Below are 13,920 nucleotides of genomic sequence, written 5' to 3'. Positions count from 1 at the left end.
TTCGATATGTCAGATCAAATTAGATTGTGGCAAATATCACAGGATAAATTGAATGAAATTACCGAATCTAAGTTAGACTTAGAATCGCGTTTAGAAACCTGGCTAGAGAATGATATTTCAATCCTAGCAGATGATCTCTTGGTCATTGGTCGGCAAGTGATTACTGATTATGGTGGACAACTTGACCTTTTATGTATAGATAGGAACGGAGATTTAGTCATTGTTGAGTTAAAGAAGGACAAAACATCAAGAGAAGTAACAGCACAAGCCTTGGATTACGCCTCATGGGTTAAGGATTTGTCAAAGGAGAGAGTTACAGAAATTGCCAATGCTTATTTACTGACTAAAAATGGCAGTAACTTAGAAGATGCTTTTTGTGATAAATTTAGCTCAGAATTCCCTGATATCTTGAATTATCAGCACAACATTATAGTTGTAGCTGCACAGATAGATAGTAATTCTGAAAGGATTATTAAATACTTGTCAGAAACTTATGGTGTGAGAATCAATGTCGCAACATTCCAGTATTTCCGTGACTCAAGCGGTAGAGAGTTACTAGCAAGAAAATTGTTGATTGAGGCTGAAATAAAACCTGTAAATACATCCAAAAAAAATCTCAACTTGACCCTAGAACAATTATCTGAAATGGCAGATAGCAATGAAGTTGGAAAATTGTATAGACTACTTTATGACGAAGTTGTACCACATATATTTTGGATAAATACAACAACAAAAGGTCTGGCATTGAGAGAAAGATGTCGAAATGGCAAACTTATCTTAAATCTTTTGTTAACTGAAAGTACGCCTAGGAATGGTCTAAAAGTTAAAGTATACATAGATAGAATTTCAAACTATTTAAACATTGATGCAGAAGAATTTGCTAATTTGTTACCTAACTATCAAGAAATAGAACAAGATGATTCCTTTGGTTTAATTGCTGAAGGATTCTTTAAAACAGAAGAACAGGTTAACCAGTTTGTGGCAAAATTAAATCAAGTAAGGAGTGGATTAATATGAGTTACAGAATGGATCGTCGCGCCTACGCGGAAACTTTTGGGCCGACAACGGGCGATCGCGTCCGGTTAGCCGATACAGAATTATTCATAGAAGTTGAACAAGACTTCACAACCTACGGGGATGAAGTTAAATTTGGTGGCGGTAAAGTTATTCGCGATGGTATGGGACAGTCGCCTATTTCTAATGCGGACGGTGCTGTTGACACGGTAATTACTAATGCTTTAATATTGGATTGGTGGGGAATTGTTAAAGCAGATATCGGTATTAAAGACGGGAAAATTTACAAAATTGGTAAAGCCGGAAATCCTTACATTCAAGATAGAGTAGATATTATTATCGGGCCGGGTACAGAAGTTATTGCTGGTGAAGGAATGATTCTCACGGCTGGGGGAATTGACTCTCACATTCACTTTATTTGCCCGCAACAAATAGAAGTGGCGATCGCCTCTGGAATCACTACAATGATCGGCGGCGGCACTGGCCCCGCAACGGGTACAAACGCCACCACTTGCACTCCCGGCCCTTGGCATATGTACAGAATGCTGCAAGCAGCCGACGCTTTCCCGGTGAATTTGGGATTTTTAGGTAAAGGAAATAGCAGCCAACCTCAAGGATTGGTCGAACAAATATTCGCCGGTGCAATGGGTTTGAAACTCCACGAAGATTGGGGAACTACGCCATCGACGATCGACAATTGTTTGAGTGTGGCTGACGAGTACGACGTGCAAGTTGCAATTCACACCGATACTCTCAATGAAGCGGGATTTGTGGAAGCGACAATTGCGGCTTTTAAAAATCGGGCAATCCACACTTACCACACCGAAGGTGCTGGCGGCGGACACGCACCGGATATTATTAAAGTCTGCGGCCAAGCTAATGTTTTGCCTTCGTCTACTAACCCGACTCGCCCTTATACTGTCAATACTTTGGAAGAACATTTAGATATGTTGATGGTTTGTCACCATTTGGATCGGGGGATTCCTGAAGATGTGGCTTTTGCTGAGTCGAGAATTAGAAGGGAAACTATTGCTGCTGAAGATATTTTGCACGATTTGGGCGCGTTTAGTATGATTTCTTCTGACTCGCAGGCGATGGGAAGGGTTGGGGAAGTGATTATTCGGACTTGGCAAACGGCTCATAAAATGAAGGTTCAAAGGGGGAATTTACCCCCCCTAACCCCCCCTTATCAAGGGGGGGAAATAGAGGGAGAAAATGACAATTTTCGGGCGAAGCGGTACATTGCAAAATATACAATTAATCCGGCGATTACTCACGGAATTAGTCAGTATGTGGGTTCGGTGGAAGAGGGGAAATTGGCGGATTTGTGTTTGTGGCGGCCGGCGTTTTTTGGGGTTAAACCGGAACTGGTAATTAAGGGAGGGGCGATCGCCTACGGGCAGATGGGAGATGCTAACGCTAGCATTCCGACGCCGCAGCCGGTGCATATGCGGCCGATGTTTGGCAGCTTTGGGGGGGCGATTGGGGCGACTTGTTTGACGTTTGTAAGTCAGGCGGCGCGCGATCGAGATATTGCCGCACAGCTCGGTTTGCAAAAGCCAACTGTAGCAGTTTCGGGCACGCGACAAATTAGTAAAAGAGATATGAAACTGAACGATTATTTGCCGCATATGGAAGTCGATCCAGAAACCTATGAAGTGAGGGCGGATGGGGAATTATTAACTTGCGAACCGGCAACTGTTTTGCCAATGGCGCAGAGATATTTTCTGTTTTGATTGGGATACCAAATCCGGCTTTGTTATTCCCTCTTCGCAGACTAAAATATCGAGTAGGAACAGGCCGAAAAGCCTGTTCCACAAGCAGTAAATTTAATTGTGGAGTGTCCCGCCCGCCCCGAAAGCCCCATTGAGCGATCGCACGATCGAACCCTGACACACAAACCAAAAATAAAGTGCAATATTAATCCCGCTCAACAACTTCGGAATTCCCTCCAACAAGCTCGAAACAATCTCGTTTTTTAAAGGCAGCGCTTCTGCACAAAAGGCAACAAATAACAACCCAACGCCGCTCAACAGTAAAGGATAGGGAGTTAATTTAATTTGCCTCCTAAAAACCAATCCGTATACAATTGCCAGCACCGCATAAAATATGACAATTGTCACTTTAGGAAAACCCGCACGCCCCAGATGAACGTGGGTGCGAAAAACTTCATTGAACAGAAAGCAACCTGTAAACAGTGCCGAATATAAAATAAATCTATTTTCTGGGCGATTTGGTTGAATAATTCTCAGCAATCCAAAGGTAAAAACGCATACCATTACTGATAAATAAAATAACATTTGAAACGCCAAGAAAAAGAAACCAGCACCCGGATACGTGGTAGAGCAAGGCGGCAAAAATAACCCTTTTACGGAAGAACCGAATAAACTCAAGCATCCAGTCACCATCCCAACTAATAGTAAGGTTAGGCTGTTGAACAAAAAAACTGTTTGATAATTTCCCATGACTCATGAGTAAAAACTACTGTCACGCTCAGCTACTGTGGATTTAAATTGCACCTTGCAGGATGCGTCAGCTAGCTGTTTGACAGCATTGATAAACTAATCGCTGAGCCACCCTAAAAATTACCAATTCCCCTTACCAATTCCCAATTACTATCCGTGCAATTCTCCACTTGGCATAATTGTACCGCGCCACTGAGCTCCCGCTAAATTAGCAGTGCTCAAATCGGCTCTCATCAAATTTGTGCGGTGCAAAATTGCCTCCCGCAAATCTGTTCTAGCCAGGTAAGCATCAGTCATATCGGTTTCAGTCAAATTTGCTTGATTAAAATTAGCTCGACTTAAATCAGCCCTCACCAAATTAGCTCGACTCAAATCAGCCATAACTAAATTAGCATTGCTCAATTTAACATCAGGAAGAAATGCACCGCGCAAATTAGCACCAGCCAATTCAGCATCAATTAAAATAGCTCTTTCTAACTTAGCATTTGTCATAACAGCCCAAGAAAAATTTGTTTCTACCAAAGTTGCTTCAGTCAAAAATGTGCCATTTAAAATAGCTTCGCTCAAATTCGCCTGAGTCAAATTTGCTTCCCGTAGAGATGCTTCAGTCAAATTCGCTTGACTGAGATTAGCTTTAGTCAAATCTGCACCTAGCAAATTGACGCCCCGCAAATCTGCACCTTGCAAATTTGCACTCCGCAAATTTGCACCCTCAAAAATTCGCGGCTCCTTACGCAAATTTGCACCGCGCAAGCAAGCGCCTCGCAAGTCTGTAGCTTGCAAATTGACTCCTCGCATATCTGCATCGCTCAAATTTGCATCGATAAAAATTGCTAAAGAGATGTTGGCTTTGCGAAAGTCTGCACCTTGCAAAGTCGCTCCGTGGAAGTCTGCATCGGACAAATTTGCTCCGCTCAAGTTGGCCTGATTTAAGTTAGCACCGCACAACTTGGCATTAGTTAAATTTGCGCTCTGAAGGTTAATTCTGCTCAGGTATGACATCGTTAAGTTTGCACCCCAGAGGTCAGCACTGCTTAAATTTACGCCAATTAAATCCGCGCCGCTGAGGTATACGCCTCTGAGGTTCATACCTTGAAAATCTAGTTCTCCTGATGTATATCGCCTTAAAATTTCGCTGGCATTCATATTTGTTTTGAATCTGGGTAAAATATGCTATTACTTGAATTTTTGAATTTCAGTCTTTAGTCTTGCAAACTTAGTTTTTGTGGCCGCAAACTTCTGTGGGGAGCATCTCAGTTTAGCCTTTTATAGTGCGAGCATCCCCGATCGGGGACGCTCGCAGGCTCAACAAAAAAAAGCTTTTTGCCAAACTGAGATGCTTCCATTCTGTCGGGGATGTAATGAGTTTAATTCACAAATTCTTGAGTCCAAGCGACTGTTTTGTTGCCTATCTGTCGCCCGTGAATTTTCACACGAGTCAGATATTTTGATTTTAAAGTACACAGTTTTTTGTGAATGTATGTAGCTGTAGTCTCTTGGTTTGGTGACTCGGCAGACTCCAAAACAACGTGGAGCCAACCATCTTTAAATCCGGCTATAGCGGTAATTCCTTTAGGCTGTAGCAATTGATTGATCAATAGGGCGATCGCCTTTGGCTTGCCTTGTTGTGCCATTTCCACAAGCTGATACTGATTTGGTTTATCTGGGGAATTTGGCGGCTCTGTTGCTGAACTATTTTCGGCAATATTTTCGGAGGTTTCAGAAGGAGAGTACCCGCTTTCTTTTGATTCTACTTCCTTCAGGATTTCAATTAATTTGTCGGTAAATCCCTGAACTTTTTCTACATAATCTCTGAGATTTTTATATTTCAAATACAAACGTTCCTCTGGACTTTCCGTAGAAAATTTGCCGTTCAAAGCAGCTTCTAACTCGCTGAAGATCTTTTCTATTTGATCCGTTGCTGAGTTAGCGCTTTGACTGACCAATCCTGTCATTTCTTCTTCCAATCCCAACTTACGCTTGATGGAATCGCTAATATTGATAGTAACTGGAACGATCGGCTCGTAAATTTCGATAACTGTCGGGGTTTCTGAAACTGGTAAGGTTTCTACCAAGTCCTTTCCGAAATTAGCCGTAGAATTATTGCTGCTGGTTTCGGGTTGTTTAAACTTGGTATGTTCTGCCGTATCTGGCACTAAGCAAGTCTGCTCTGGGTCATAATAATAGTGAGTGGGAGCAGCTTGAATGATTTGAGTAATATCGCCAGACTCAAAATAATCGTTGTCCCTGTCAACCGGCTCGTTTTCTTGATAAAAGCTGTTGTTTAAATGGGTTCGATCGTAATCTTCGGTAACGGAATCTTCGGCTCGATCGTGTTCTTTCTGTGGAAATTTTGCGTAACAATAATTCATCGCTTTGATAATCACGCTAGCCACTTGGTCGGATTCGTCTGTGTTGTCGAGACTGCCGGCAGTTCTGTACAACTGAGATTCGAGTTCGGGCAGACTGCTGCAGACTTTAAACAGTTGTCGCAGCAGATTGTCAAGTTCTTGGCTTTTTAGCAGCATCCAGTCGCGCTCGCTAAAAGTGAACTGGTGATAAAGAGTAGAAAAAATAAGGATTTTCGCCCTCAGCGGATTTGTTTGCTGTAAAATTTTTTGTCGGACATCAAATAGATCTCCGGGGTCTCTTTCGTTCAACTCCTCTGGTGGCAGTTCCGAACTGAAGTGTTCGTCAAATGCAGGTGCTTCGTAACCGCCAAAATTAGATATGTTTGTTTCTAATTTTGTGAAGTCTTGGTATTCGTAAAGCCTGCTCAGTTGGCAGATGATTTGATCTGCCATTAAAGCGTACTCGTTTTTTTTATTTACCTTAGCAACTAGACTGCTTAAAACTGCTTCAATATCTTCTAACTTGTTGTATTTAGCGCAGAGTTCTTGGATTAAACTCTTTACATCGGCGCTAGCGAGTTTGGTCGAATCGTTTTCCCAACACTCTTTACAAGCAAAAAATATAATTTTTTTTATGCGCGAGAGATTGATGTCTTGTTCTAATTCGCGAACAACTTCATCTAAAATAGATAAAGCTTGCATAGTTTTCCTCTCCAAAAAATACCCTGTCAGTCGATTTGAGATTTGAGATTTGAGATTTACTTGCATTGCCAGTGATTCATCGGCACCCCAACTTGAGTCTAAAATTTTAGGACATCCACGACTGTCCTGCGGGGGCTGCCGTTTTTGGGCGGGTCAAGATGCAGTGGATTTTCCATTTTAGATTTTTCGACTTTGCGAGCGAACAAGTTTGAGATTTTGGATTGACTTGCAGCTTTGCGAATCACCGGATTTCAGCAAGGGTCTAAAATTTTGCGATAATTCACTACTTATAGCAGTTCTCACTCTCGATGAGGTATCGATAGATCCCTCAATCTAAAATCTCAAATCTAAGCCTGTTGCTCACCTTTTTGAAATAGGCTATAAGTCGGGGCTTGTACTTGTTTCTTGCGGGTCAGCAATAAATAATACAATTATACCACATTTGATAAATGCAAGACTTTGATGCGATCGTAATTGGTAGCGGTATTGGCGGCTTAGTCGCAGGCTCGATGCTTTCTCGCTACGGGAAGCGGGTACTCGTCTGCGAGAGCCACACCATAGCGGGCGGGGCGGCTCACAGCTTTTGGCGCGGGGGATTTCACTTTGATTCTGGGCCTTCTTTTTATTGCGGTTTGAGCGATTCGCAGTCGCTCAATCCTTTGTCGCAAGTCTTGAATGTGTTGGAGGAATCGATCGCAGTAATTGCCTACGATCCGCTGGGCCATTACCATTTTCCTGAAGGAAGTTTGCCAGTTTATGCTAATGCGAGAAATTACTTAGATGCTGTAGCTAAATTCACACCGCAAGGTGCTAGAGAATTGCAGCAATTTCAACAAAATCTATTAGTTGTGTATGACGCTTTGCGTGGAATTCCGGCTTTGGCGCTGAGATCGGACTGGCAATTGATATCTGTGTTGCTGTCTCGGTACTCGCCTGCTTTGCTGAAGCTGTTACCGTCATTGGGGGCGATCGCCAGTTCGGCTGGTACATTAATGGATAGAGACGTGCGCGATCCTTGGGTGCGGCGTTTGATCGATTTGGAATGCTTTTTGCTGTCGGGCTTGAAAGCCCACGAAACTGTCGCGCCAGAAATTGCTTTTATGATTGGCGAACGATCGCGAGTGGCGATCGAATATCCTGTAGGAGGCAGTGGTGCGATCGTCGATGCCTTAGTTCGAGGCTTGCAGCGGTGGGGAGGAAAATTGCGATTGGGAACACCAGTCGAGCAAATATTAGTTGAATCCGGCAAAACCACGGGCATTCGCTTGAAAAACGGCGAAATTATCCGCGCCCCAATTGTCATTTCAAATGCCACCGTTTGGGACACTTATACAAAGTTACTGCGGCCTGAAGATTTGCCAGCAAACTACCGAAAAACGGCTTTATCGGTGCCAGCAATAAACAGTTTCATGCACCTGCATTTAGGCATTAAAGCAGACAAACTCGAAGGATTGACCGGCCACCACGTCGTCGTTCACGACAGCACAATCGACATTACAGTACCCGGAAATACCTGCATGATTTCGATTCCGACAGTGTGGGATAAAACTCTAGCGCCGCCCGGACATCATGCCATTCACGCTTATACATTGGAACCTTACGCAGGTTGGGAATACGGCGGCGGTTATCAGGAAAAGAAACAAGGGCGATCGCAATCTCTGTTCAAAGCTTTAGAAAAAATTATACCGGATTTGCGATCGCGAATAGTCTTAGAGTCGATCGGCACACCGCTAACCCACGCCCGATATTTGCGCCGATATCAAGGAACCTACGGGCCTGCAATCGCCGCCGGAAAAGGCACATTTCCCGGGCCACAAACCCCAGTCAAAGGCTTGTATCGGGTGGGAGACAGCACCATGCCGGGAATTGGCGTTCCCGCCGTCGCAGCATCGGGTATTTTGTGCGCCAACACCCTGGTAAATTCCGATGTGACTGCACAATTTTTGTAAACTAGCAGCAACAGGTTTGTAGTGAAGACTTTAGTCCTCTTTAAAATTATCAGAGGACTAAAATCTGCAGGATCGAACACTTTATCCACCAGCGGCAAAACTGCCCATAATTGCGATCGACAAAGCCAAACCTGGCAACAGCAGCACTACTAACATCAAAGCATCGTGCGAACTCATAACTTTCTCCTGATACCAACGTTCGACATCCTATCACAAGAGCCCAGATTTCGCCACGTCCTTAACAATTAAAACCGACATATAGATTCAGGATTGACAGGACAAATCTTATTCACAATCGGATTGCCGCGCAAGTCAAGCGCCGTCAACCTTTGCAAATATTGCAGCCAACCGATTTCAGAAATTTGATTATTGTACAAATCGAGCAAAAATAAGTTATTCAAAGCTTGTAGCGCCCCAGCCTCCGAAATCCGATTATTGAACAGATAAAGTTGAGTCAAATTAGTTAACGATTTCAGCGGACTGATGTCTGATATTTGATTGTTACCTAGGTTTAGTTCAACTAAAGCAGTTAAATCTGCCAAAGGACTAATATCAGATATTTGATTTTGGAATAAAACTAATTTTCTTAAATTAGTTAAAGCTTTTAGCGGAGTTAAATCAGATACTTTATTCTCGAACAAAAATAGCGTGTGTAGATTTTTCATAGAAGCCAGCGGGCTGATGTCTGATATTTTATTTTGGTAAAGATAGAGAACTTTGAGCTCAGTTAAATTTGCTAAAGGAGCGAGATTGTGAATTTTGTTTGTGTAGAAAATTAACGATTTTAACTTGATTAAATTTTTCAAGGAACTGATGTCGGATATTTGATTGTCAAACAAGACAAGTTCCGTAAGATTAGTTAAAGCAGCTAGGGGAGTAATGTCTGATATTTGATTGGTATCTAGAACGAGTCTAGTCAGATTAGTAAGAGATGAAAGCGCGCTGATATCTGATATATGATTGACATCCATTACCAGAGTTTTCAGTTTAGTTAAAAATTGCAGGGGAGTGATGTCAGATATTTGATTGCTGTCGAGTATCAAACTCGTAAGTTGAGTGAAAGATGAAAGGGGACTGATATCGGTAATTTGAAGTTGTTTGAGGTTGAGCTCTGTTATACTAGAAAGCAGTTCATCGGCTCGATCGCATTCGGCAGTATCTGATATTTGCAACAGTATATCTACGGTATGTTTCGCACCGGGAGAGAGATTTTCTTTATGTTTGCACCAATCAGGAAAATTACTGTAAGTTGTTGTCATGGAATTTGATATAGCCTTTCTTAGAAAGATGAGGTACTATCCGGCATAGGGGATATGGCATGGCGCATAGGGCATAGGGCATATCTCACCACGCTTGAGAACCGCTATATTTCGGATTTTAGATGTCATTCCTAAACGCATCAGCACCTTCCAAATATAGTTTTCTAAGGTTCGTAGTGCGATTAATCGATCGCACATGACACAAGTCTTAGATTTGGGATCAGTATAGCAACTCTTTTTAATTTGTGAATTAAATTTTTGGCATATTTTGATAATTTTTAGCAAAAATTGTGTAAAGTAATCTTAACAGTCTTGATTGTATCGCATTTTGCAGGAGCAAACACCAAATTATGACACCAGAACTAATTTTCAATGCGGGTAATCTGTTTGTTTTACCTTTCTGGGCAATTATGATTTTATTGCCAAACTGGGGAATTACCAGAAAAGTAATGAATTCCTTTATTCCGTTTGTGGTACTCGCCCTCTTGTACATATATTTATTTGGTAGCAGTCTGACGGCGGAAAATGCGGCGGCTTTGTCCAATCCAAAACTAGCAGATATTGCTAAATTTTTGGGAGAAGAAACGGCGGCGGCTACGGGATGGATTCATTTTTTAGTGATGGATTTGTTTGTCGGGCGATGGATTTATTTGGAAGGACAGCGGACAGGAGTTTGGACGGTTCATTCTTTGGCTTTGTGTTTGTTTGCAGGGCCGATGGGATTGCTTTCCCATATTGTAACTGCTTGGATTACTGCCAAGTTTTTTCCGAATTCTGAGGCGGCGGCAAGTGTTATATCAAATCCGTTAGCATCGGAATAGTAAATTCAGGCGTTGACTGTTGACTGTTGACAGTTAACAGTCAACATCATGAGGATTGCAACCGGAATTGATATCACTTCACAGGACATTATCTGCGTTTATCGGTGTTGCATCTACCTGACATCTGCGGTTGCTGTATCAATTCAGTGATTCATGCAATTGTTCGTTTATTCAACAGTAGACACAAGGCGCGCCCTAGGAAGTCAACAGAATTTTAAGAAGTGGCTAGGGGCAGGACTAAGCGGGCGACAATTGCATTATTTTCTAACCTTTCTAAGGAAAATTCTCCCCCCATTAAGCGTACCACTCGCTGACAAATTAAAAGATTTTGGACGATCGACCTATGTGACGAAACGGCCAGTATATCGTGGTGAGAACCGCCGTTGAAAGCAGCAATTAACTGTCGATCGCACTTTCGACCGCTATCGAGCACAGACACCTCTAACAAATCTTCCCCCAACAGTACAGAACGAATCTCAATCTTGTCACCAACTCCAGAGCGCCTGCAAGCCAACGCCAGCAATTCGCACAGGATCAAATCCAGCTTGATGCTGTCAGCGCGAACGCTCAAAGTCTTGCCCGCAGACACCGACACAGCAGCCTCCGTGTTGACTTCCAGCAAGACTTGCGACTGTTTGATACCGGCGGCTGCGCGATCGAGCGATCGCCTCAACCAAGCGCTCACAGACACCGCATCTTGTGCAAATTGCAGCCGCCACTGTTCGTGTTTCAACATCAAATGAGTTGACCCCAAAGCATTGCCCATTTGTCGCAAAACCTGCTGGTAGCGCAAAGTTTTCAGAGCATCCTTTTGTTCCTTCGCCGACTGCAAAATCGACTGGCTCAACTCCCCCAACTCCTTCATCCCCGCTCCCACAGTGCGGTAAAAATCCTCAAAACGTCGCAGCTTGTACCAGTTGAGCATTTCCAGATCCAATCGCTGCGACTCAGTGGCAGATTGCACCGCCAAATACCTGTGCCACCAAGCCAACTGAGACACCATCGAACTCAGTAAATTCACCGACAACTCAGACCACTGGCGGCCCTGAGCGTCGGCAACCACCACAATACCCGTCGGAGCGTGTTCTGGGGCTGTCTGCAGTGCCACCGCCATAATTTCGCCAATTCCAGGACTGCGGAGCCACCGCTTCGTCGCCAGCGGGACTTGGCTCAAGTTCAGTTGCAGCAAGCCTCTTTGCGCCAGGGTTTGCTGGATCAAAGCATCCGTTTGCACGGGAATCTCGGCATCGGGATTGAGGGCAAATACGGGATTGGCCGCTACCGCTGCAGAGATTGAACCCAACTCCTGGCCCGGATGCCAAGTAATGATGGCTACTAAAGGACAGGAAATTATCTGGGAAATTTGTTGAGCAAAGTTACCATCGAGCTTTTGCAGCGGCAACTCTGGGAAAATTACAGGCGAAGCAGATTTCTGTTGCCCGAATTGCACCTCGCCAGAATGCTGCAAAACCGCTAACCCTGATTTGAGCGATCGCGAGAATTGCTGATATTTATCGATTTGGGAACTTTGCTGCCAAGAGTGCAAGATTAATCCTAGCTGTTGGCTGACTATTTCAACTAACTCTCGCTCCGCGCGCTTCCAAGTACGAGTGGCGCTGTGCCCAACAACCAGCAAACCCTCGATCGATTTTTGATTTTCGACGGGCGATTTGGGATGGCTGTTTTCGGACTTTGCCGTTTTCCCCCTAGTGTTCGATGCCAAAAGCGATCGTACCCCCGACTCCGCCAGCACTTCCCGCCAAGCTCCCAACCGCCCGTCTTCCTCCCAATTTTCAATCCCCAGAGGTTCCCCGCACTCTTGCAGCAGCAGCCTGTCAGCCGCATCGAGAGCTTTGAGCGGCGAAGGCACTGGCCTGCGGTTGCGGGGCAGATTTTGGGAGACAATTTCAAAGCAATTTTGTTCTTCACCGTACAGCAACAGCAAAAAATATTCGCATTTGAGCCGAGAGCACAACTTTTCGGCAGTATTTTTCAAAGTCGCCTCCCAGTCAGCATCGCTGTAAATGGCGCGAGCAATGCCGGCAGTTAAATCTCGATCGAGCTGTGTTTGCTCAATCTTCTCCTCCATCTCCGACAGAGGAGCAGTCAAAGCCACCAACTCCGCCACTCCCCGCAAGTAATGTTTTTCATTGTCTTGCCAAATCCGCGCCTCCGTCGCTTCCACTGCCAGAAATCCCAACAATTCGCCTTCGGAAACAATCGGCGCAGCCAACAGAGAGCGAGCGCGGATTTGCTGCATCAACCGCCCAGTCAGCTCAGTTTTCAGAGAACTGTGAGATTCACCGATCCAAACCATTTGTTCTGCAGTCAAAGCCTGATAAAATTCGCCCAAGTCTTGCACCGTGATGCCCGAAGCCGGTCGCTGGGGGCCCAAACCCGGAGACACTTGGCGGTTGCTGACTCTGCGCCAAAAATAGCGCCGCTCTGCCTCGAACCAATAAACATTAGTCCGCGCCGGCTCGATAAATTCATGGGCCTGTTCTACTACCGCTTGCAAGTATTGATCGAGCGATCGCAATTCCCGCAACTGCGAAATCAGCGCTAATAGAGACTCATCTGGGTGTTTGACTTGTTCTCGCTGCCAATCTTTTTCTATTTGATAAAGAGCAGTTGCCAGCGCTCCAAATACGATCGCCAACTGCGTTTTTTCCTCCGACTTTGGCGACGCTCCCCACTGGTCTGTCCCCAGTAAAATCACGCCGTAGCAGCGGTCTTTGTAGCGCAACGGAAACAGAGTCGTGCCTTGAACGTTGAAAGTTTGAGCTGCCTTGCGCCATTCTCCCGCTCTATTTTCCGATCGCAAATCCGGGACTCCCACCGGGCGCAGTTGAATCACCACTTGTTCGAGCAAATCCCCCGGATTCAGGGCAAACCGCTGTTTTAGAAAAGACAAGTCGCCGTTAGGAGTCATGCCGCCTTTCCCGAACAATCGGTGAGCTTGTCGATCGTACAACCCGATCCAAATCAACCGCCAATCAAATTCCGCTTGCAAGTAACCCAGAGTGGTTTCCAGCAACACTTCCACATTCTCCTCTTCTCGCAGAGTTTGGAGAACGCGCTCCAGGCCCGCCATTTGTTCGTCTAAATCCTTCGATCTTTGCTCATGCCCCATTTTCCAACTTCCCCACACCTTTGTCCAATTTCAAATTACCAACTCAAAAAAATTAAAAATTAAAATTAAAAACAATCAACCTATAATATAATCGTCTCAATTATGATTCAATCTCAAACATTAAATAAAGTCGATCGCAAGTTGAAGTAAAAATCTTCGCTTCATTGTCGTCGGCTCCTGAATATTTTTATTTCCCTTCTAATTTCTCATTTGTCAAGTGCCCCAG

General features: G+C 44.4%; 9 protein-coding genes. 4 read left to right on the top strand and 5 right to left on the bottom strand.

What is annotated here, in order from left to right:
• Positions 1–6 precede the first annotated feature (6 nt).
• Entirely contained in the window at positions 7–1,017 is a 1,011-nt protein-coding gene (locus QT998_RS00390; RefSeq protein ID WP_333113658.1) for a DUF91 domain-containing protein, read from the top strand.
• A complete protein-coding gene (gene ureC / locus QT998_RS00385) occupies positions 1,014–2,750 on the top strand; it encodes an urease subunit alpha (protein ID WP_333113661.1) in 1,737 nt (578 codons plus the stop codon). Before QT998_RS00390 ends, ureC begins: the two co-directional genes overlap by 4 nt.
• 93 nt (positions 2,751–2,843) lie before the next feature.
• Here the strand turns inward: ureC and QT998_RS00380 are convergent, their stop codons facing one another.
• From QT998_RS00380 to QT998_RS00370, 3 genes are all read right to left on the bottom strand, one after another.
• A complete protein-coding gene (locus tag QT998_RS00380) occupies positions 2,844–3,479 on the bottom strand; it encodes a hypothetical protein (RefSeq protein ID WP_333113664.1) in 636 nt (211 codons plus the stop codon).
• 150 nt (positions 3,480–3,629) lie between these two features.
• Positions 3,630–4,625 (bottom strand): pentapeptide repeat-containing protein, encoded by a 996-nt coding sequence (locus QT998_RS00375; protein WP_333091270.1) that lies wholly within the window; start codon positions 4,623–4,625, stop codon positions 3,630–3,632.
• 221 nt (positions 4,626–4,846) lie between these two features.
• Positions 4,847–6,532, bottom strand: coding sequence for a hypothetical protein (locus tag QT998_RS00370; protein WP_333113666.1), 1,686 nt, complete (start codon positions 6,530–6,532; stop codon positions 4,847–4,849).
• Between the two features lie 449 nt (positions 6,533–6,981).
• Between QT998_RS00370 and QT998_RS00365 the strand changes: the two genes are divergently transcribed.
• Positions 6,982–8,481 (top strand): phytoene desaturase family protein, encoded by a 1,500-nt coding sequence (locus tag QT998_RS00365; protein WP_333113668.1) that lies wholly within the window; start codon positions 6,982–6,984, stop codon positions 8,479–8,481.
• 245 nt (positions 8,482–8,726) lie between these two features.
• Here the strand turns inward: QT998_RS00365 and QT998_RS00360 are convergent, their stop codons facing one another.
• On the bottom strand, positions 8,727–9,740 hold the full coding sequence (locus QT998_RS00360; protein WP_333113671.1) for a leucine-rich repeat domain-containing protein: 1,014 nt from the start codon (positions 9,738–9,740) through the stop codon (positions 8,727–8,729).
• A gap of 350 nt (positions 9,741–10,090) precedes the next feature.
• On the opposite strand from QT998_RS00360, the gene QT998_RS00355 reads away from it, so the two are divergent.
• Positions 10,091–10,561: an ABA4-like family protein gene (locus QT998_RS00355; protein WP_333091266.1), complete on the top strand. Its 471-nt coding sequence runs from the start codon at positions 10,091–10,093 to the stop codon at positions 10,559–10,561.
• 214 nt (positions 10,562–10,775) lie between these two features.
• Here QT998_RS00355 and QT998_RS00350 read toward each other — a convergent pair whose 3' ends face one another.
• Positions 10,776–13,694, bottom strand: coding sequence for a sensor histidine kinase (locus tag QT998_RS00350; RefSeq protein WP_333113673.1), 2,919 nt, complete (start codon positions 13,692–13,694; stop codon positions 10,776–10,778).
• Positions 13,695–13,920 lie beyond the last annotated feature (226 nt).

Source organism: Microcoleus sp. S1D4 (assembly GCF_036700765.1).
Taxonomy (GTDB): Bacteria; Cyanobacteriota; Cyanobacteriia; order Cyanobacteriales; family Microcoleaceae; genus Microcoleus.
This window is presented reverse-complemented; position numbering and strand designations above follow the sequence as displayed.